General features: G+C 72.3%; 21 protein-coding genes and 1 pseudogene. 18 read left to right on the forward strand and 4 right to left on the reverse strand.

The window, feature by feature from the left end; all coding sequences use genetic code 11:
• Window positions 1–102: 102 nt before the first annotated feature.
• Window positions 103–1,818 carry a glycosyl hydrolase family 18 protein gene (locus tag AB0424_RS23855; protein ID WP_366308543.1) on the reverse strand — a complete coding sequence of 572 codons (1,716 nt, stop codon included), beginning with the start codon at window positions 1,816–1,818 and terminating at the stop codon, window positions 103–105.
• Between the two features lie 393 nt (window positions 1,819–2,211).
• Between AB0424_RS23855 and AB0424_RS23860 the strand changes: the two genes are divergently transcribed.
• The 13 genes and pseudogenes from AB0424_RS23860 to AB0424_RS23920 all read left to right on the forward strand — a co-directional run bounded on the left by AB0424_RS23860 (window position 2,212) and on the right by AB0424_RS23920 (window position 11,843).
• Complete coding sequence (locus tag AB0424_RS23860; protein WP_366308544.1) at window positions 2,212–3,261, forward strand: hypothetical protein; 1,050 nt, start codon at window positions 2,212–2,214, stop codon at window positions 3,259–3,261.
• 259 nt (window positions 3,262–3,520) lie between these two features.
• The gene (cpaB, locus tag AB0424_RS23865; RefSeq protein WP_366308545.1) at window positions 3,521–4,234 is read left to right on the forward strand and encodes a Flp pilus assembly protein CpaB; all 714 of its coding nucleotides are present in this window, start codon (window positions 3,521–3,523) and stop codon (window positions 4,232–4,234) included.
• 7 nt (window positions 4,235–4,241) lie between these two features.
• Complete coding sequence (locus AB0424_RS23870; protein ID WP_366308546.1) at window positions 4,242–5,507, forward strand: P-loop NTPase; 1,266 nt, start codon at window positions 4,242–4,244, stop codon at window positions 5,505–5,507.
• A gap of 3 nt (window positions 5,508–5,510) precedes the next feature.
• Window positions 5,511–5,879 (forward strand): TadE/TadG family type IV pilus assembly protein, encoded by a 369-nt coding sequence (locus tag AB0424_RS23875; protein ID WP_366308547.1) that lies wholly within the window; start codon window positions 5,511–5,513, stop codon window positions 5,877–5,879.
• Between the two features lie 44 nt (window positions 5,880–5,923).
• Window positions 5,924–6,328, forward strand: coding sequence for a TadE/TadG family type IV pilus assembly protein (locus AB0424_RS23880; RefSeq protein ID WP_366308548.1), 405 nt, complete (start codon window positions 5,924–5,926; stop codon window positions 6,326–6,328).
• Window positions 6,325–7,668, forward strand: a complete 1,344-nt coding sequence (locus AB0424_RS23885) for a CpaF family protein (RefSeq protein ID WP_366308549.1) — start codon at window positions 6,325–6,327, stop codon at window positions 7,666–7,668. Before AB0424_RS23880 ends, AB0424_RS23885 begins: the two co-directional genes overlap by 4 nt.
• Window positions 7,668–8,609, forward strand: coding sequence for a type II secretion system F family protein (locus AB0424_RS23890; RefSeq protein ID WP_366308550.1), 942 nt, complete (start codon window positions 7,668–7,670; stop codon window positions 8,607–8,609). The genes AB0424_RS23885 and AB0424_RS23890 overlap by 1 nt, the downstream gene beginning before the upstream one ends.
• 11 nt (window positions 8,610–8,620) lie before the next feature.
• Window positions 8,621–9,508, forward strand: coding sequence for a DUF5936 domain-containing protein (locus tag AB0424_RS23895; protein ID WP_366308551.1), 888 nt, complete (start codon window positions 8,621–8,623; stop codon window positions 9,506–9,508).
• 238 nt (window positions 9,509–9,746) lie between these two features.
• Window positions 9,747–9,953, forward strand: coding sequence for a Flp family type IVb pilin (locus tag AB0424_RS23900; RefSeq protein ID WP_366308552.1), 207 nt, complete (start codon window positions 9,747–9,749; stop codon window positions 9,951–9,953).
• A 35-nt stretch (window positions 9,954–9,988) separates the two neighbouring features.
• Window positions 9,989–10,108: pseudogene (locus AB0424_RS23905) on the forward strand (pilus assembly protein TadG-related protein); the annotation flags it as partial.
• A 45-nt stretch (window positions 10,109–10,153) separates the two neighbouring features.
• Window positions 10,154–10,576 (forward strand): hypothetical protein, encoded by a 423-nt coding sequence (locus tag AB0424_RS23910; RefSeq protein WP_366308656.1) that lies wholly within the window; start codon window positions 10,154–10,156, stop codon window positions 10,574–10,576.
• 31 nt (window positions 10,577–10,607) lie between these two features.
• Window positions 10,608–11,198 (forward strand): hypothetical protein, encoded by a 591-nt coding sequence (locus tag AB0424_RS23915; RefSeq protein WP_366308553.1) that lies wholly within the window; start codon window positions 10,608–10,610, stop codon window positions 11,196–11,198.
• A 9-nt stretch (window positions 11,199–11,207) separates the two neighbouring features.
• Window positions 11,208–11,843, forward strand: a complete 636-nt coding sequence (locus tag AB0424_RS23920; protein WP_366308554.1) for an OmpA family protein — start codon at window positions 11,208–11,210, stop codon at window positions 11,841–11,843.
• 7 nt (window positions 11,844–11,850) lie between these two features.
• Here the strand turns inward: AB0424_RS23920 and AB0424_RS23925 are convergent, their stop codons facing one another.
• A complete protein-coding gene (locus AB0424_RS23925) occupies window positions 11,851–12,777 on the reverse strand; it encodes a hypothetical protein (protein WP_366308555.1) in 927 nt (308 codons plus the stop codon).
• 122 nt (window positions 12,778–12,899) lie between these two features.
• Here AB0424_RS23925 and AB0424_RS23930 point away from each other — a divergent pair, with 122 nt between their 5' ends.
• Window positions 12,900–13,286 carry a hypothetical protein gene (locus AB0424_RS23930; protein WP_366308556.1) on the forward strand — a complete coding sequence of 129 codons (387 nt, stop codon included), beginning with the start codon at window positions 12,900–12,902 and terminating at the stop codon, window positions 13,284–13,286.
• A 30-nt stretch (window positions 13,287–13,316) separates the two neighbouring features.
• Window positions 13,317–14,423 (forward strand): glycosyltransferase family 39 protein, encoded by a 1,107-nt coding sequence (locus AB0424_RS23935; RefSeq protein WP_366308557.1) that lies wholly within the window; start codon window positions 13,317–13,319, stop codon window positions 14,421–14,423.
• Window positions 14,424–14,498: 75 nt separating this feature from the next.
• Here AB0424_RS23935 and AB0424_RS23940 read toward each other — a convergent pair whose 3' ends face one another.
• Window positions 14,499–14,867, reverse strand: a complete 369-nt coding sequence (locus AB0424_RS23940) for a DUF192 domain-containing protein (RefSeq protein WP_366308558.1) — start codon at window positions 14,865–14,867, stop codon at window positions 14,499–14,501.
• Between the two features lie 41 nt (window positions 14,868–14,908).
• Here AB0424_RS23940 and AB0424_RS23945 point away from each other — a divergent pair, with 41 nt between their 5' ends.
• The gene (locus AB0424_RS23945) at window positions 14,909–15,646 is read left to right on the forward strand and encodes an A24 family peptidase (protein WP_366308559.1); all 738 of its coding nucleotides are present in this window, start codon (window positions 14,909–14,911) and stop codon (window positions 15,644–15,646) included.
• A gap of 337 nt (window positions 15,647–15,983) precedes the next feature.
• Here the strand turns inward: AB0424_RS23945 and mgrA are convergent, their stop codons facing one another.
• Window positions 15,984–17,021 (reverse strand): L-glyceraldehyde 3-phosphate reductase, encoded by a 1,038-nt coding sequence (gene mgrA / locus AB0424_RS23950; protein WP_366308560.1) that lies wholly within the window; start codon window positions 17,019–17,021, stop codon window positions 15,984–15,986.
• A gap of 127 nt (window positions 17,022–17,148) precedes the next feature.
• On the opposite strand from mgrA, the gene AB0424_RS23955 reads away from it, so the two are divergent.
• Together AB0424_RS23955 and AB0424_RS23960 are read left to right on the forward strand one after the other, a co-directional pair.
• A complete protein-coding gene (locus tag AB0424_RS23955; RefSeq protein ID WP_366308561.1) occupies window positions 17,149–17,910 on the forward strand; it encodes an isoprenyl transferase in 762 nt (253 codons plus the stop codon).
• Window positions 17,911–18,195: 285 nt separating this feature from the next.
• Window positions 18,196–19,521: a PhoH family protein gene (locus AB0424_RS23960; protein WP_366308562.1), complete on the forward strand. Its 1,326-nt coding sequence runs from the start codon at window positions 18,196–18,198 to the stop codon at window positions 19,519–19,521.
• Window positions 19,522–19,823 lie beyond the last annotated feature (302 nt).

Genomic DNA, 19,823 nt, shown 5'->3' on the forward strand with positions numbered 1-19,823 from the left:
GGTCCCGGCGGGGCCGGGCCGGGCCGTGGCGACGACGGCGCCGCGCCGCCGGGGGAGCGGCGGCGCGGCGCGTGCGGTGGTGCGGGGATGACGGCCGCGGGGCTACGGCAGGTTGTGGACGTGCGGGCCGACCGCGTTCGACCAGGCGTTGCCGGCCGTCGCGTCCCAGTTGGTCGACCAGGTCATCGCGCCGCGCAGCGTCGGCCATGCCTGGGCGGGCTTGAAGGTGCCGCAGCCGGTGAGCTTGGTGAGGCAGTCGAGCGCGTTCTTGACGACCTGCGGGTCGACGTAGCCGCTGCCCGCGCCCCGGGTGGAGGCGGGGACGCCGAGGCCGACCTGCGACGGGGCGAGGCCGCCCTGGATCTGGATGCAGGCGAGCGCGGTGAGGAAGTCCACCGAGCCCTGGCTGTAGACCTTGCCGTCACAGCCCAGCATCGAACCGCTGTTGTAGTACTGGGTGTTGACGACCGTGAGGATGTCCTTCACGGCGAGCGCGGTCTTGAAGTACTCCGTGCCGGTGGACTGCATGTCGATGGTCTGCGGGGCCATCGTGATGACCAGGCTCGACCCCGCCTTGGCGGAGAGCTGGCGCAGCGCCTTGGAGAGGTACGTCGAGTTGATGCCGTGTTCGAGGTCGATGTCGACGCCGTTGAAGCCGTACTCCTGCATGAGGGCGTACGTGCTGTCGGCGAAGGCGGTGGCGCTCGCGTCACTGTTGATCGTGACGTTGCCCTTCTCGCCGCCGACCGAGATGATCACGGACTTGCCGGCCGCCTTCTTGGCCGCGATGTCGGCCTTGAAGTCGGCGACCGAGGTGTAGCCGACGGCCGGGTCGAGGTTGAAGGTGATCTGGCCGGCGGTGGTCGTGGAGTCCGCGAAGGAGACGGCGATGATGTCGTACGCCGACTGGACGTCCCGCAGCTTCTGCTTGGCGGCACCGTTGTCGAAGTTCTGCCAGTAGCCGGTGACGGCGTGCTTGGGCACGGCCGGGCCGGGGCCCGGGTCGGTGACCTTGGAGGTGCGGGCGCTCACGGCGGTGGACTTGGCGGACTCGCCCGCGGTGTTCGTGGCGGAGACCTGGAACTGGTACGCGGTGTCGGCGGTCAGGCCGGTGACGGTGGTGGAGGTGCCGGTCACCGCGACCGGGTTGGCGCCGTCCCGGTAGATCTTGTACCCGGTGGCACCGGAGACCGCGCTCCAGCTCAGGGCGACGCTGGACGAGGTGACCGCGCCGGAGGCGAGGCCGGCCGGGGTGGCCGGGACGACCGGGTCGGGGTCCTGGCCGCCGCCCCCGTCGGGGCCGTAGACGCTCACGTCGTCCACGAGGTAGGGGGAGGTGCCGTACCAGCCGTGGGTGTAGATCTCGACCGAGGTGGTGCTCGGGCCGGTGGTGAACGTCGTGGTCAGCTGCTTCCACGACGGGCTGTCGGGCGTCCAGGTGGAGACGGTTCCCGTGCCGGTCCCGGTGTTGTTCGCGCCGAGGTAGGCGTAGCCGCCCTGGACCCAGGCGCTCAGCGTGTAGGTCGAGTTGGGCTTCACGGCCACGGTCTGCACGCATTTGGCGTTGTCGAGCCCGGCCGGGGTGGCCTTGAGGGCGCCTGCGCCGGTGCGGACCGGGGAGGAGACGGCGGCGCCGCTCCCGGCGGAACAGGCCCAGTTGGCCAGGCCGTTCTCGAATCCGGCGTTCTTGGCGACGTTGACGTCCGCCGCCTGCGCGGTGCCGGCTCCGCCGACGAGGACGAGCCCGGAGCCGACGGCGAGCGCGAGGGCTCCGCCGAGCCATCTGCGGCCGTGCGGGCGGGTGGTGGTGCGGTCCACGTGCATCCTCCGTGGGGGAGTTGGGGATGTGGAGGTGCCGTACGTCGTCGTACGGAGGGGCTCGTACGGGGGTACGAGGGCTGTAGGGGTTCGACGGTGGCCACCGCTGTCGCAACAAGCTGGTCCAGACCAATCGTGTTGTCAAGACCTCTGGCAGTGACCGGTGTTCGGGAACCGGGCGGCGCCCGGAGGGCGAATGCCGGGCTGAGGTGCGCCGACGGGCCCCGGACCGGCCCGAATTAATGGAGTCGGCTTGGCGGATTGTGTGTTCACCACCCCGGGGGTCGTGGATAAGGTGCAGTGGCGGTCGCACCCTGCGGTGATGCCGCGAACGCGGTAAGTGATCCGCGGCCCCCGGCGCACCGGAGGCCGGAGGGGACGGGGGAGCCTGACGTGCCGACAGCCATCGCGGTCACCGGCGCCGACCTGGTGCTGCCGCCGATCGACCCCGGGACCCCGGACGCCGCCGTCCTGCCGCCGCCCGAGGGCCGCCCGCTCGACGCCTCCGTCGCCGACATGCAGCTCCTCCTCGCCCGCTACGGGCACGTGGTCGTCGTCTGCCCGACCGCCGCGCCCGCCGCCGTCGAGCAGCGCCTCCGCGCCGTCCGCGGCCTGCTGGAGAGCGACCGGATCGCCCTGGTCAGGACCGACCTGCCCCCCCTCGGCGCGGCCGTCCTCGTCCGCCAGCTGCGCCAGCTCGCGGGGTGCGACTTCAGCCCCGGCGTCCTCGCCTCGGCCGCCCGGCTCCTCGCCCACTACATCTACGCCGGCGCCGTCCTCGGCTCCGTCGCCCGCCTCGACCGCGTGCCCGTCAGCCTCGGCTCCCACCTCAAGGGATGGCTGCCCGGAGCCCACTTCGCCGTCCTCGCCGGGCCCACCCCGCAGATCGTCCGGCTCGGCAGCGGGGAGACCCCCTTCGCCGGACCCGAGTTCACCACCGAACTCCTCCTCGCCCGCGGCCAGCTCCAGACCGACTGGCCCACCACCACCCTCGCCCCGCGCTGGCGGGTCGGCGGCTCCGTCCAGGAGACGCCCCTGCCCGACTCCTCACCCCGCTGGTGGGGCACCCCCAAACTCGTCGAGTTCGCCGCCTACCTCCCCGACCTCCCCGTCCTGTACCAACTCGTCTCCTCCGTACGGCGCGAGACCTGCCACTGGTGCGGGATGGACCTCATCGGCGACCGCTGCGGCTTCTGCGCCGCCCCCCTGGCCCCGCCCGCTCCACCCGAACCGGCACCCCGCACGACCGCCCCACCCGGCCCCGGCGCCCTCACCGGCAGACAGGCGGCCCGAGCCCTGGGACCGTCCGGGACGCAGCAGGGGCAGCTGGGGCAGCAGGGAGCCCTGGGACCGGCCGGCACGCAGCAGGGAGCCCTGGGGCCCGGCGCCCCCGCCACCCCGGGCCTCGGACCCGTCCCGCACCCGACCCGCGCCCTGCCGTGAACCGCCCCGGCGCGACACCCCGTACGGCGGGCCGCCGGCCGGATCCGTACGGTCCGGGCGCCCGCCCCGCACGACCGACCGGGCACCCGGCCGGCCACGAGGCCCGCCACCCGATCGGCCACGAGGCCCGCCACCCGATCGGCCACGAGGTCGGCCACGAGGCCCGCCACCCGACCCGTACGCCGTCCCGCCCCGTACGACCGCCCGCCCGCCAGCCCCGTCCGTCCGGACCCACGTCTCCGATCGAGGTAGTACGGCCATGAACTCCCGCCAGCGCCGCGGCGTCATCCTGCTGCTGCTGTCCGTCCTGTGCGCGCTCGGCGCCTTCGCCGGCGTGCTCGCCGTCATCAGCGACGTGAACTCGAAGGTCGGCCCGGAGGTCACCGCGTACCGGATCAGCAAGAACGTGAAGCCCTACACGGCCCTGAACGCCGCCCAGTTCGAGAAGATCACCATGCCGAAGCGCTGGCTCTCGCCGACCGCGATCACCGACCTGCGCCGGATCCAGGGCAAGATCGCCGTCACCGAACTGCGCGCCGGGTCGCTCCTCCAGGAGGACATGATCGTCGACCGGCCCGCGCTCCAGCCCGGCCAGCAGGAGATCGCGATCATGATCGACGCCGCCACCGGCGTCGCCGGCAAGATCACCGCCGGGGCCACGGTCAACATCTACGCCACCTTCGCCGGCGAGAAGAAGGGCGACCCCTCGCAGTCCCGGATGATCGTCGCCGGCGCCCGCGTCCTCGACGTCGGCAAGCTCACCCCCATCGGCGAGCGCTCCGGCAGCACCACCCGCACCGGCGGCGCCGAGGCCGTCCCCATCAGCTTCGCCCTCTCCACGCTCGACACCCAGCGCGTCGCGTACGCCGAGTCCTTCGCCGAACACGTACGCCTCGCCCTCGTGGCCCCCTCCACCGGCGGCGCCCCCGCCGACCAGCGCGACCGCACCTACACGCTCGACAAGGACAAGTGAGGCCGGTATGAGCACCAGGATCCTGCCGGCCGTCGGGGACCCCGACGCGGCCCGGTCCGTCATGACGCTGCTCAGCCAGCTGCCCGACGCCGAACCCGCCCCGCCGGTCGCCGACTCCACCCAGCTCGTCGACGCCCTCGCCCGCCTCGCGGCCGTCTCCCTCGACGAACTCCCCGAGGTCGTCCTCGTCCACGAACGCATCGGCCCCGTCCCCGCGCTCGAACTCGTCCGCGAGGTCGCCCTCCGCTTCCCCGCCGTCGGCACCGTCGTCATCACCGCCGACGCCAGCCCCGTCCTCTTCTCCGCCGCCATGGACTCCGGCGCCCGCGGCCTCGTCACCCTCCCCCTGGGGTACGAGGAGCTCGCCAGCCGCGTCCAGGCCGCCGCCCAGTGGTCCACCGGCGTCCGCCGCCACCTCGGCACCGGAGCCGACCGGCCCACCGGCCCCGGCGGCACCGTCGTCACCGTCAGCGGCGCCAAGGGCGGCGTCGGCACCACCGTCACCGCCGTCCACCTCGCCCTCGCCGCCCGCGCCGCCGGACGCAGCGTCGCCCTCGTCGACATGGACCTCCAGAGCGGCGACATCGCCTCCTACCTCGACGTCCAGTTCCGGCGCTCCGTCGCCGACCTCGCCACCATCGCCGACATCTCGCCCCGCGTCCTCCAGGACGCCGTCTACCTCCACGAGACCGGACTGGCTCTCCTCCTCGCCCCCGCCGAGGGAGAACGCGGCGAGGAGGTCACCGACCGGGCCGCGCGCCAGATCGTCAGCGCCCTGCGCGGCCGCCACGAGGTCGTCGTCGTCGACTGCGGCTCCCAGCTGAACAGCGCCAACGCCGCCGCCATCGAGATGGCCGACACCGCCCTGCTCGTCGCCACCCCCGACGTCGTCGCCGTCCGCGCCGCCAAACGGACCGTCCGCATGTGGGAACGGCTCCAGGTCCGCAAGGCCGAGGAGACCGTCACCGTCGTCAACCGCCACCACCGCTCCACCGAGATCCAGCCGCCCCTCGTCCAGAAGATCACCGGCACCCGCGTCGCCGGCGTCGCCGTCCCCGCCCACTTCAAGGAGCTCCAGGCCGTCGTCGACGCCGGCCGCCTCCACGAACTCGACGCCAAGTCGACCGTCAAGCAGGCCCTGTGGGCCCTCGCCGGCGAACTCGGCCTCGTCGGCGCCCCCGCCGCCGACACCCCGGGCAAGCCCGGCCGGCAGCTCGCCCGCGCCGCCGACCGGGGCTCCCTCGGCCTGCGGCGCCGCACCGGAGGCCGCTGAACCATGGCCGGGATCCGGGACGACGACAGGGGGCAGGTGGCGGTCGAGTTCGTCGGCATGGTGCCGCTCATCCTGCTCACCCTCGCCCTGCTCTGGCAGGTCGTCCTGGTCGGCTACACGTACACCCTCGCCGGGAACGCCGCGGACGAGGCCGCCCGCGCCGCCGCCGTCGGCGACGACTGCTCCGAGGCCGCCCTGCGCCACCTGGACGGGGCCTGGAGGAGCGGCGCGAGGCCGGCCTGCTCCAGCGGCGGAGGCATGGTCACCGCGGTCGTCACCATCGACGTCCCCGTGCTCTTCCCCGGCGTCGGCGGACTCTTCCCGGTGAAGGCGACGGCCGCCGCGGTCGACGAGAAGGGCATGCGGCCATGAGACGGCAAGGGCGTGCGGGTACGAGACGGGAAGGGCGTGCGGCCGTGAACGGAGACGTACGTGGAACCGGACGCGCCCGACGCGGGACGCCACGTGACCGGGGCCAGGCGGCCGTCGAGTACCTCGGCTTCCTGCCCGTCCTGCTGCTCGTCGGCCTCGCCGGGCTCCAGCTCGGCGTCGCCGCGTACGCCGCCCAGCAGGCGGGCACGGCGGCCCGCGCGGCGGCGAGGGCGGCGAGCAGCGACGACGAGGACGGGCCCGACCCGGAGACCGCCGGCCGCGCGGCCGCCGGCTGGGCCACCTCCGTCGCGGTCAGCGAGGGCGGCGGCGAGGCCACCGCCACCGTCACCGTCCGCATCCCCTCCGTCGTGCCCTTCTGGGACTTCGGCGACGTGACCAAGTCCGCCACCATGCCTCTGACCGAGACGCCCCCGGAGGACCGGCCATGAGCCTGCGCGCCCGGATCAACGCCCCCGAGGAGAAGAACGGTCCCGCCTCCCGGGAGGACGGCCACCTCGTCGCCTCCTTCCGCGCCAAGCTGCTGGAGGAGATCGACCTCACCGAGATGTCCGCGCTCGCGGCCGCCGAGCGGCGGGCCCGGCTGGAGCGCGTCCTCGGGCACATCATCAGCCGCGAGGGCCCCGTGCTCTCCACCGCCGAGCGCGCCCAGCTGATCCGCCGGGTCGTCGACGAGGCCCTCGGCCTCGGCGTACTCGAACCGCTCCTCGAAGACGCCTCCATCACCGAGATCATGGTCAACGGACCCGACCAGATCTTCATCGAGCGCGGCGGACGCGTCGAACTCCTCCCGCTCCGCTTCGCCTCCCACGACCAGCTCATGCAGACCATCGAGCGGATCGTCTCCACCGTGAACCGCCGCGTCGACGAGTCCAACCCGATGGTCGACGCCCGGCTCCCCTCCGGCGAACGCGTCAACGTCATCATCCCGCCGCTCTCCCTGACCGGCGCGACCCTCACCATCCGACGCTTCCCCCGGGCGTACACGCTCCACGAGATGCTCGGCCTCGGCTCGCTCGACGAGCAGATGCTGCTGCTCCTCTCCGGCCTCGTCCAGGCCAAGTTCAACCTGATCGTCTCCGGCGCCACCGGCACCGGGAAGACCACCCTGCTCAACGCCCTCTCCGGGCTCGTCCCGGACGGCGAGCGGATCATCACCATCGAGGACTCCGCCGAACTCCAGCTCCAGCAGTCCCACGTCATCCGGCTGGAGGCCCGCCCGCCGAACATCGAGGGCCGCGGCGCCATCACCATCCGCGACCTCGTCCGCAACTCCCTCCGGATGCGCCCCGACCGGATCATCGTCGGAGAGGTCCGCGGCGGCGAGACCCTCGACATGCTCCAGGCGATGTCCACCGGCCACGACGGCTCGCTCGCCACCGTCCACGCCAACTCCGCCGAGGACGCCCTCATGCGCCTCCAGACCCTCGCCTCGATGTCCGAGGTCAAGGTGCCGTTCGAGGCGCTCCGCGACCAGATCAACAGCGCCGTCGACGTCCTCGTCCAGCTCACCCGGCACCCCGACGGCACCCGACGGATCACCGAGATCTCCGTCCTCGCCTCGCACGGACGCGAACGGTTCCTCCTCGCCACGGTCTGCCGCTTCCAGGCCCAGCCGCTCGCCGCCGACGGCCGGGTGTACGGGCGCTTCACCCACCACCCGCTGCCCCGGCGCGTCGCCGAGCGCCTCTACATGGCCGGACAGCCCATCCCGCAGGCGTTCGGCGTCGCCGTCACCGACGCCCACCTCGCCACCCGAGAGGCGGAGTGATGACCGACCCCTTCTGGCTGACCGCGGGCGTCACCCTGCTCGCCTGCGTCCTCGGCATCACCGGCGTCCAGGTGTACGCCAGTGGGGCCCGCCGGCACGCGGCCCTCGTCGCCCGGCTCGACGAGAGCAACGAGCCCGAGGCCACCGGCCGCCGCAGGCGCCGCTTCCGGGGCGTCGACCGGCGCGTCCGCCGCACCGCCCTCGGGCGGCGGCTGGAGCTGCGCATCGCGGCCACCGGCCTCGACGTCACCCCCGGCGAGTTCACCGTCGCCCTCGCCGCCACCGTCGCCGTCCTGTGGATCGTCGGACAGGCCGCGCTCTCCCCGTTCTTCGGACCCATCTGCGGACTCCTCGGCATCTGGGTCGCCCTCGGCTACCTCAACTGGCAGCGCCAGAAGCGCATCGAGAAGTTCATCAACCAACTCCCCGAACTCTCCCGCATCCTGGCCAACGCCACCCAGGCCGGCCTCGCCCTCCGCATGGCCCTCAGCCTCGCCGCCGACGAGATGGAGGCCCCGGCCGGCGACGAACTGGAGAAGGTCGCCCAGCAGCTGGCCGTCGGCACCTCCCTCGACGACGCCCTCGGCGAACTCGCCGACCGGCTGCCCTCCCGCGAACTCGTCGTCCTCGTCACCACGCTCGTCCTCGCCAACCGGGCCGGCGGCACCGTCGTCTCCTCCCTGCGCAACCTCACCGAGACCCTGGAGGAACGCAAGGAGACCCGGCGCGAGGTCCGCACCCAGCTCTCCCAGGTCAGCATGACCGCGTACGCCGTACCCGTCATCGGCGTCGGCTCCCTCCTCCTCATCGACAACATGCAGCCGGGCGCCCTCGACCGCATGACCGGCTCCGGCATCGGACAGGTCGCCGTCGTCGCCGCGTTCGCCCTGTACGTGGTCGGCTTCGCGGTCATCCGCCGCTTCTCCAAGATCGACGTATAGGGACGGCCGCCGTGGACCTCCTCCTCGCCCTCCTCGCCGGCCTCTCCGTCGCCGGCGCCTGCTACGGCCTGCGCCTCTACCGCGCCGACGCCCGCCTCCCCGACGACCTCCGGCTCGCCCTCGAGGTCGGCGCCACCCGCACCGGCGCCGTCGACTCCGCCGTCGACCGCCTCGGCATGCGCTGGTCCCCGGCGGTCCTCCGCCTCATGGGCCCCAAGCGCGTCAACGCCGTCCGCCGCCGCATCGACCTCGCCGGAAACCCCGGCGGGCTCACCATCGACCGCTACGGGGCGCGCCGCGCCGTCTACGGCTTCCTCGGCGCCCTCGGCGGCCTGCTCATGATCAGCAAGGGCTCGTACCTCACCGCGCTCCTCCTCCTCGCCTTCGGCGCCTTCTGGACCGAGGTCGGCATCTGGTCCGCCGTCCGCATCCGCAAGGACCAGATCGAACGCACCCTCCCCGACTTCCTCGACGTCCTCGCCGTCGTCGTCTCCGCCGGCCTCGGCTTCCGCCAGGCCCTCGAACGCGTCGCCGAGAAGTACGAGGGCCCCTGGGCCGACGAACTCCGCATCACCCTGCGCCAGATGGACATGGGCGTCAGCCGCCGCCAGGCATTCGACGAACTCCGCCGCCGCAACGACTCCGAACAGGTCGCCCAGTTCGTCACCGCCCTCCAGCAGGGCGAGGAACTCGGCGCGCCCATCGTCGACACCCTCATCCAGATCGCCAACGACATGCGGCGCACCGACGCCCAGAACGCCCGCCGCAAGGCCGCCAAGGCCGTCCCCAAGGCCACCATGGTGATCACCACGCTCATGGTCCCCGCCACCATGATCCTCCTCGGCGCCGGCCTCTTCCTCGGTACCGGAACCGACTTCGGTTCCGTCACCGGCGAGTGATCCGTCCGCCCTCTGACATATTCCGTCGAAACCCCTTCGTCCGCGCAACACGATGTGCCACAGTGCCAACTGAGTGTGAGGGAGGTGCACGCGATGGACCCGTTCGCCCCGGACCCGTCCCTCCCACCCGCCGACCCGACCACCCGGGCCCACCCCCGGGCCCCCGGGCCCTGTCCGCCGACCCCCCCGTCGGCGTACCGAGCCCACACGCAGGCGTCTCAACGCGGAGGGGACCACGATGAACGACGCGATGCTCAAAGCCCTGACCAAAGCCCACCTCCACCTCACCACCCCCCGCGACCGCGACCGGGGCCAGACGGCGGTGGAATACCTGGGCATCATCGTGGTGGTGGTGGCGATCGTGATCGCGATCACCGGGACGGACATCGGCCAGTCGATCAAGACGGCGATCACCGAGAAGATCGCCGACCTGACGGGCAACTAGCACGAAGGCCGCGTGGGGACTCCGGGCAGGCATTCCCCGTCTACATCGCTGTCGTAGGGGGCCTGCTGTTTCTCGCGGTCGTCTACTTTGCGGTGGGGCAGGCCGCCTCGGCGCGAAACAGTGCGCAAACGGCGGCTGACGCAGCGGCACTGGCGGCAGCTCAGGATGCCCGTGAGCAGCTTCGCCAGGGGTGGCTCGACGTGATCCTCGATCCGGCGCAATGGGACCGGTTCCTCAGCGGCGAGGCGTACGACCCCTCGGCATGTCTGCAGGCCGAGGCGTTCGCGGCCCGAAATTCGGCCGAGCTCGTCGGCGACCGGTGTGTGCGACTGGGCTCAGGGACCGAGGGCTTCCGCGTCACGGTGCGGACGATCGGACAGGAGCCCAAGGAGGCGATCGCGTCAGCAGAGGCTGTGGTCGAACCGCGTTGCATGTTCGAGGCGCCTGATCCGCCTTCGGAGCCCACATCCACTCCGACGCCGCCGGGCGAGGAGGGGGACGACGAGGAGGAAGCGAGTCCCATCGAAGGGCTCGTGTGTTCCGGCGACCCCTGGGAGATCGATCCAGAGAACCCGGTACTGCCGGATGCCACGGATCTCTTCACCGTCCGACTGTCCGAATGATCGGCGACGACGAGCAAAGGAAGAGCGGTAGATGAAGGTGCGGTACGCAGTGAGGCTTCGGCGAGCCGTTGTTGTCGTGACAGTCGCGTCGGCGGCTCTCCTCGTGACGGGCTGCGGAGGCGAGGAGAAGCCTCAGGACGCCAAGCCAAGCTCCAATGCTGCGAGCACGCAGAAGACCCCGAGCGCTCAAATGCCGTCTTCCGGTTCGGCGACGGCAGAACCAGCGGAGACCATGGCGACCTCGAAGGGCCGCAAGGGTCTAGAGCTTGCCATCACTTCGGCGGAGCGGGACGCAGGCGGCTTTCTCACGCTCAAGGGACGTCTGAGCAACACAGGCGATTCGAGTACGGCCGTTCCGGCCCAGATCAGCGGTGACGAGACCGAAGTCGTCAAGCACGGCACGTCCTTGGGCGGTGCGACCCTTGTCGACGGCTTGGGGAAGAAGCGGTACTACGTTCTGAGGGACACGGACGGACGGCCCCTGACCACGACGGGTCTGGGGATCGTCTCCGCGGGTGATTCGGTGGACGTCTTCATGCAGTTCCCCGCGCCCCCCGCATCCACCACCGAGGTGTCGTTTCAGTTGCCCACGTTCGAGCCGGCCACGCTCAAACTTTCCTGAGGCGGCGTGATGATGAAGACGAAGCGCGGGTTCGTGGTGTTGGTGCTGGTCTCGGTGGTGGGGTGGCCGGTGGGTGGGCCGGTGGCGTGGGCGGATGACGGGCCGGGGGCGGCGGGGAGCGCGTCGCCGGCGCCGGTGGTCGACGCGAACGCGCCGGGGCTGATGCTGCCGGACGGGGCGACGCTGGCGCCGGCGAAGGTGCTGGACATCAAGCAGATCGTGGAGGAGGAGGGAGGGGAGCAGCGGCGGCAGGACACGAACGTGGACGTGACGTTCGCGCTGCAGGCGGAGGTGCTGTTCCCGAAGAACAGCGCGAAGCTGGGCGCGGCGTCGACGGCGCGGATCGCGGCGATCGCCGCGGAGATCAACAGGATGGGGTCCGGGCGGGTCAGGGTGTTCGGGTTCACGGACAACCTGGGGACGTACGAGCACGGGCTGAAGCTGTCGAAGGAGCGCGCGGTGGCGGTGCAGCAGGTGCTGTCGCGGAGCCTGGACCCGGGGACGACGTTCGACATCCGCGGGTACAGCGAGGACTACCCGATCGCGGACAACGGGACGGAGGAGGGGCGGAAGAAGAACCGCCGGGTGGAGATCTCCTTCCCGAGGACCTCGGGCTCGGGCTCGGGCTCGGGCACGAACCCCTAGGAGGCGTCTAGCGCGACAGTTCCGTCAGGGCCGTGAGGATCGTGGCGGTCATGCGGTCGGGGTGGTGGAAGACCTCGGTGGCGGTGAAGCGCAGGACGCGGCGGACGGCGGGGCAGGACTGGAGGGCGTTGAAGCGGGCGATGTCGCGTTCGTGGGCGCGGCGGGTGCCGTGGAAGGCGTAGCCCTCGATCTCGACGGCGAGGCCGGCGGCGCGGAAGAGGAAGTCGGGGCGGAGGGGGCGGCCGTCGGGCGTGTGGAGCGTGGGCTGGGAATCGGGGAGAAGGGCGGCGTCCCGTATGCGGAGGCGGGCGATCGTCTCGGCCGGGGAGCCGGAGGCGGGCTCGGCCCAGGGGAGCCAGGCGCGGGCGCGGGCGGCGCCGCGGAGGGGTGCGGCGAGTTGGGCGGCGAGGTCCTCGTAGCGGACGAGGGCGTCGCGCCGGACGCCGCCGACGGCGCGGGAGGCGAGCGCGGAGTCGGCGACGACGACGGCGTGGTCGCGGCCGGTGGAGTGCCGTATGAGGTCGGCGACGGTCCGGGCCGGGGTGGTGGTCCGCAGTCCGCGCCGGGTGGTGTGGTCGCCGGCGGCGAGGAGGGCGGTGGTGTGGACGCGTGTCCGGTGGGGGCGGGCGGGCCGGGCGGGCGGCGGGGCCGTGAAGTGGAGGATGTCCGGTGGGCCGGCGGCGAGTTGTTCGATGCGGTGGAGGAGCGCGGCGGTGCCGTGGCTGCAGACCAGTTCCGGGCGGAGGAGCTGGTGGGCGGTGGCCCTGACGCGCCAGTCGACCTCCTTGCCCGGGGCGGCCCAGGCGCCGCGGCAGATCCGCTGCCAGCCGTCGCGGCGGAGGCGCGCGGTCAGTCGGCCGGGCGGCCAGCCGGCCGCGACGGCCCGGGGCGTCAGGAGGACCCCGCCCCTGGCGAGGGTCGCCAACTCGTACATACGCGCAACGATCCACGGAAGAGGGACACTTCGCACCCCCTGTGGAAAACCCGTCGAAAGACGTCGTCAGGAAAACGCAAAAGTGGCGGGACGTATCCGTCGGGCAGGAGCATTCTGGACAGATGACGACGACTCCGAGCGAGACGCCGAGCCAGACTCCGAGCGTGCAGCTGGTCAGTGATCTCGTCACCACCATCCCCGAGTTCCGTGGTGTGTACGAGGTCCATGTCTTCCATCAGGGCGGTGTGCTGCCGCACGTGTTCTTCTGGGACGTCGTGCAGGACACGGTCCGTTCGTTCCTCGGCGAGGCTCCGGCGGCGGCCGACTGGCGCCGCACGCTCGCCTTCCTGGAGGAGCAGAGCAGCCGGGGGGTCGTCGGGATCGACGAGGTCATCGTCACGTCCTTCCTGGGGGACCTGCCGTCGCCGCAGGAGCCGGGGCACGGGATCGTGCAGCAGCTCGGGCCGGTGATGGCGGCGAGGTTCGGCCGCATAAGGCCGCACGGCTGAGCGCGCGGGCGGTGCCGGGATAATCGCTCCATGCCCCGGCCCGTCTTCGTCTCCCGCACGCCCCTGTCCGCAGCCCTCGGCGGCTATGTCGCGACCCGGCTGATCGGCCTCGTGGTCCTGGCGATCGCCGCGGCGGCGTCCGGCGAGGACGGGCTGCACCGGCTCAAGGGCCGTTGGGACGCCGTCTGGTACGTCCGGATCGCCGAGCACGGGTACGGGTACGAGGTGACCCTGCCGAACGGTGACGTCCACGCGGACCTGGCGTTCTTCCCGCTGTTCCCGGCGCTGGAGCGGGGTCTGTCGGCGGTGCTCCCGATGGACGCGGCGACGGCCGGGCTGCTGGTCGCGTGGAGCGCGGGGGTCGCCGCCACCTGGGGGATCTACCGCTGTGGCGCCGAGGTGGCGGGGGAGCGGGCGGGGGTGCTGCTGGCGGTGCTGTGGGGGGTGTACCCGACGGCGTTCGTGCAGTCGATGGCGTACACCGAGACGCTGTTCACCGCTCTCGCGGCGTGGTCGCTGTACGCGGTGCTGCGCGGGCGGTGGATCCTGGCGGGCGCGCTGTGCGCGGCCGCGGGGCTGACCCGGCCGACGGCGGCCGCGCTGATCGCCGCCGTGGGGATCACGGCGGTGGTGACCGTCGTACGGGAGCGGAGGCTGCCCGCGCGGATGGCGGCGGGGGTGCTGCTGGCGCCGCTGGGCTGGCTCGGGTACGTCGTCTACGTCGGGGTGCGGCTGGGGAGCGCGACCGCCTATTTCGACGTGCAGGCAGCGTGGGGGAACTCGATCGACGGCGGGGTGGCCCTCGCCCGGTTCATCGTGGGCCTGCCGTGGCCGGCGGCGCTGGGGCTGTGCGCGGCACTCGGGCTGCTCGGCTGGCTGGTGGCGCTGTGCGTGCGGCAGGGGCAGCCGCTGCCGCTGCTCGTGTACACGATCGGCGTCGTGTTCGTCTCCCTGGTCGGCGCCGCGTACTTCGGTTCCCGGCCGCGCCTGATGATGCCCGCCTTCGGGCTGCTCCTGCCGCCCGCGGTGGCCCTCGCGCGCGTGCGGACCCGTACGGCCGTTCCGGTCGTCGCCGGACTGGCGCTGGCCTCCGCCGCGTACGGCGCCTTCACCCTGCTCGGCTCGGGCCCACCGTGACGTCCGCCCACGCCCCCACACCCACACCCACACCCACGCGCACGCGTGCGTCGGGCCGGGCCAGGGGCCGCCGGGTCAGCTGCCCGCGGTGACGTCCGCGTCCACGCGCACGCGTGCGCCCGGCCGCAGCCCCCACGCGGCCATCGCGCCCGCCTCGGCCTCCAGGACGTGGCGGCCGCGGGGCCGGATCATGCCGAGCCTGCCGGGCCGCATGGTGACGACGGAGAGGACGGTGAAGGAGCGGTCGAGGTAGGCGACGTCGATCGGGAAGCGCATCCCGAAGGTGTGCACGCTGTTGGTCCGCACGATGAGCAGGGCCCCGGCGATCCCGTCGCGTCCGAGGAGTCCCCGGCGCCGGGCGCGGTGGCCGGCCGCGATCTCCAGCGGCCGGGCCGCCCCGTCGGCCACGGTCAGCGTCCCCGTCCCGTCCACCCATTTCCCCATGCGACAGACCGTAGCGGGCCGCGGACCCTAAGGTCAGGTGCGTGTACCTCGCCCTGATCGCCGTCGCCGCCCTGTGGGGGGCCGTTGCCGGCCGCCTCGTGCCGCGGGCCGCGTACCGGTTCTCCGTGGAGCCGGAGGTGGCGTGGCGGGACCGCTGCCCCGCCGGGCACGTGCTGGTGGGGCCGGGGAGGGGCTGGCTCGGGGGGCCGGGCCGGCGGGAGTGCGCGACGGCCTCCGACCCGCTCACGCCGTCCGTGGTCACCGCGCTGGCCTGCGCGGCGCTCGCCGCCGCCACCGGAGGGCCGCGGCCCGAGCTGGCGGTCTGGCTCCTCGTGGCGCCGGTGGCCGTCCTGCTGGCGTCGGTGGACGTCCGGGTGCGACGGCTGCCGGACGAGCTGACGCTGTCGCTCGCCGTGGTGGTCCCGCTGCTGCTGGCCGGGGCCGAGCTCCTGCCGTACGACGCCGGGTCCTGGCCGCACGCGCTGCTCGGCGCGTTGACGCTGGGCGGGTCCTATCAGGTGCTGCACCTGATCAGTCCGAGCGGTCTGGGGCGGGGCGACGTGAAGCTGGCGCTTCCGCTGGGCGCCGCGCTCGGCTGGTACGGCTGGGGGGTGCTGTTCAGCGGGGCCTTCGCGGGGTTCCTGTTCGGCGCGGTGTACGGCCTCGGGCTGATGGTGGTGCGGAGGGCCGGGAGGTCCACGGCGATCCCGTTCGGGCCGTTCATGCTGGCGGGCGCGCTCGTCGGACTGCTCCTCGGCGCGTTCACCGCGGTGCCCTGAACGCCGTGACGGCCTCCGGGCGGCCTCGTGGCGTCAACGCCGGGCCTCTCCCGGACGGTCCCTCGTGGGAGGGACGGAACTCCGCCGCCACGCCGGGGCGCAAACCCGCCACTGGGCTTCACAGCCCTTGTCCCCCTTGGGATCCGGTGAATCAGCCGGTGTTCGTCCGCCGCACCCGGCGCGCAAGACGACCGGCGAAGGGTTATGGTGGAAACCCCCCCTCGGGCCGGTCCGTATCCCCCCCACGGACCGGCCCGTTTTTCCTTTCCGGATCCTGGGAGGGCCCGCCCCCCGGGGCCCGTCACCCGGGCCCGCGCCCGGCCCCCCCCGTGAGGCGTCAGCCCCGGCCGGCCCAGATGTTCGTGCCCTCGGTGTCGACCGCGAACGAGTCGATCTCCCGGAGCTCCTCGGCGGTCAGCGGCGGAGCGGCGAGCGCGGCGACGTTCTCCTCCAGCTGGGCGACGCTGGACGCGCCGATCAGCGCGGAGGTCATCCGCTCGTCGCGGAGCACCCACGACAGCGCCAGCTGTGCCAGGGACTGCCCGCGCCGCTCCGCGATGTCCGCGAGACCGCGCAGGCGCCGCAGGACCTCGTCGGAGAGCAGGTTCGGGTCGAGGGACTTGCCCTGGGTGGCCCGCGAGCCCTCGGGGATGCCCTTCAGGTACTTGTTGGTGAGCAGCCCCTGGGCGAGCGGCACGAAGGAGATGCAGCCCATGCCGGCCGCCTCCAGCGTGTCGAGGAGGCCGTCGGCCTCGGTCCAGCGGTTGATCATCGAGTACGACGGCTGGTGGATGAGCGGACGGACGCCCATCTCGCGCAGGATCCGCGCGGCCTCGGCGGTCTGCTCGCTGCTGTACGAGGAGACGCCGACGTAGAGCGCCTTGCCCTGCTGGACGGCGGAGGCCAGGGCCCCCATCGTCTCCTCCAGCGGGGTGTGCGGGTCGAAGCGGTGCGAGTAGAAGATGTCGACGTAGTCGAGGCCCATCCGCTGCAGGGAGGCGTCGAGCGAGGACATCAGGTACTTGCGGGAGCCCCACTCGCCGTAGGGGCCGGGGTGCATCTCGTAGCCGGCCTTGGTCGAGACGATCAGCTCGTCGCGGTAGGGCGCGAAGTCCTGGGCGAAGAGCTTGCCGAAGTTCAGCTCGGCGGAGCCGGGCGGCGGCCCGTAGTTGTTCGCCAGGTCGAAGTGGGTGACGCCGAGGTCGAAGGCCCGGCGCAGGATCGCGCGCTGGGTGTCGAGGGCGCGGTCGTCGCCGAAGTTGTGCCAGAGGCCGAGGGAGACGGCCGGGAGCTTGAGGCCGCTGCGGCCCGAGCGGCGGTACTCCATGGCGTCGTAGCGGTCCGCGGAGGCGCGGTACAGGGGGGAATCAGTCACGTATCTCTGCTTATCACGGACTTGTGACCGTCCCGGGCTGGGAGCCCGTCGCCCGTGCGCAGTAGTGTGGCGGCTTGCGGACCGCCGCTGCCTGGCGGACCGCCGGTGCATGGAGGGGTAAAGAACAGTGAACCTGCGCGACCTGGTGTACGGGCTCTACGCACGCCGGGTGGAAGGCCGCCTCGACCACGCCCAGGTGCCCAAGCACATCGGGGTCATCCTCGACGGGAACCGCCGCTGGGCCAAGGCGTCCGGCGGGACGCCCGAGCAGGGGCACAAGGCCGGCGCGGACAAGATCCAGGAGCTGCTCGGCTGGTGCGCCGAGACGGACGTCGAGGTCGTCACGCTCTGGATGCTCTCCACGGACAACCTGAACCGGCCCGAGGAGCAGCTCGTCCCGCTGCTGGGGATCATCGAGAACGCCGTGCGCGCGCTGGCCGCCGACGGCCGCTGGCGGGTCCACCACGTCGGGACGATGGACCTGCTGCCCGCCCGCACGCAGTCGGTGCTGAAGGAGGCCGAGCAGGCCACCCACGCCAACACGGGGATACTCGTGAACGTGGCCGTGGGCTACGGCGGCCGGCAGGAGATCGCGGACGCGGTCCGCTCGCTGCTCCTGGAGCACGCGGACCGGGGGACGAGCTTCGAGGAGCTCGCCGAGATCGTCGACGTCGAGCACATCTCGGAGCACCTCTACACGCGCGGCCAGCCCGACCCGGACCTGGTGATCCGCACGAGCGGCGAGCAGCGACTGTCCGGATTCATGCTGTGGCAGAGCGCGCACTCCGAGTACTACTTCTGTGAGGTCCACTGGCCGGCCTTCCGCAAGGTCGACTTCCTGCGGGCGCTGCGCGACTACGCCGCCCGCCACCGGCGCTACGGGACCTGACGGAAACCGGTCGGAACCGATCATCTCGTGTTCACGAACACGTCGTCATATGCCATGGCATGGCAGCACCGGTTCGAGGGCATATCCCTGGTGAAGTGAGCGGCACGGAGACCGCCACCCGGGAGGCCCCTTGCACCAGGACGACCGTGCGGGACACGTACGGGAGAAGCGGAGGGCCGTGGTTCGGCCCGCGCATGGCGGCCTGAGCCCGGTCCCATTCCGCAGCGACACCGGTTCCGTCGCACCCCGACCTCACAGGGGTCTTCCGAGGGGGTCTGTCCTTCCGTGGTGACCAGCACGAAGCGCCGCCTTTCCGACCGGCGCACCTATGTTCTCGACACCAGCGTCCTGCTGGCCGACCCCAACGCCGTCTCGCGGTTCGAGGAGCACGAGGTCGTGCTCCCGATCGTCGTGGTGACGGAGCTGGAGGCCAAGCGGCACCATCCCGAACTCGGCTACTTCGCCCGGCAGGCCCTGCGCCTGCTGGACGACTTCCGGGTCCGGTACGGGCGCCTCGACGCCCCCCTCCCCGTCGGGGAGCTGGGCGGCACCCTGCGTGTCGAACTCAACCATTCCGACCCCGGCGTCCTGCCCGCCGGCTACAGGTTGGGGGACAACGACTCACGGATCCTCGCCGTCGCGCGCAACCTCCAGGCCGAGGGGTACGACGTCACGGTCGTCTCCAAGGACCTCCCGCTCCGCATCAAGGCGTCCTCGGTGGGCCTGCTCGCCGAGGAGTACCGCGCCGAACTCGCCATCACGGACGCCAACGGCTGGACCGGGATGTCCGAGCTGGCGCTCTCCGGCGAGCAGGTGGACCTGCTCTTCGAGCAGAACACGCTGTACGTGCCGGAGGCCGCCGAGCTCCCGGTCCACACCGGCCTGGTGCTCCAGTCGGAGCGCGGCAAGGCGCTCGGGCGGGTCACCGCCGACGGGAACGTACGACTGGTCAGGGGCGACCGCGAGGCGTTCGGCCTGCACGGCCGCAGCGCCGAGCAGCGGATCGCGCTCGATCTGCTCCTCGACCCGGACGTCGGCATCATCTCCATGGGCGGCCGGGCCGGCACCGGCAAGTCCGCCCTGGCCCTCTGCGCGGGCCTGGAGGCGGTCCTGGAGCGCCGGCAGCACCAGAAGGTGATGGTCTTCCGGCCGCTGTACGCGGTGGGCGGCCAGGAACTCGGGTACCTGCCGGGCAGCGAGTCCGAGAAGATGAGCCCGTGGGCGCAGGCGGTGTTCGACACGCTGTCCTCGGTCGCGAGCCGCGAGGTCATCGAGGAGGTGCTCGGGCGCGGCATGCTGGAGGTCCTGCCGCTCACCCACATCCGGGGCCGCTCCCTCCACGACGCGTTCGTCATCGTGGACGAGGCCCAGTCCCTGGAGCGGAACGTCCTGTTGACCGTTCTGTCCCGGATCGGGGCGAATTCGCGGGTCGTCCTGACCCATGACGTCGCCCAGCGGGACAACCTCCGGGTCGGCCGCTACGACGGAGTCGTCGCCGTGGTCGAGAAACTGAAGGGGCATCCGCTGTTCGCCCACGTCACCCTCACCCGTTCCGAGCGCTCCCAGATCGCCGCGCTCGTGACGGAGATGCTGGAGGACGGTCAGATCTGACCGATTCGTACCCGTCTGTACGAGTACGGCAGTTGGCGCCGCCCGGCAGAGCGCAGGAGCTTAGCCGGGCGGCGTCGCGCTGTCGCCGGTAACTCCGAAAACACGTGCCCCTGCAGGGGTGTGAGCTTTCACACGCAACACGGAATTGCCTTGCGGTGTCGCCGTCCGGCAAAGTCTTGCTTCCGTCAGGCCCCGCATACGGCACCCGTGCACCCTCAGGGGTGCGCACAGCAGCGCACAACTCAACAGCCGTCCGCCGTATGCCGCCCACAGCACCACGGGCCCGTGTCTTCAGTGACCCC

This window comes from Streptomyces sp. NPDC051180 (assembly GCF_040689545.1).
GTDB lineage: Bacteria > Actinomycetota > Actinomycetes > Streptomycetales > Streptomycetaceae > Streptomyces.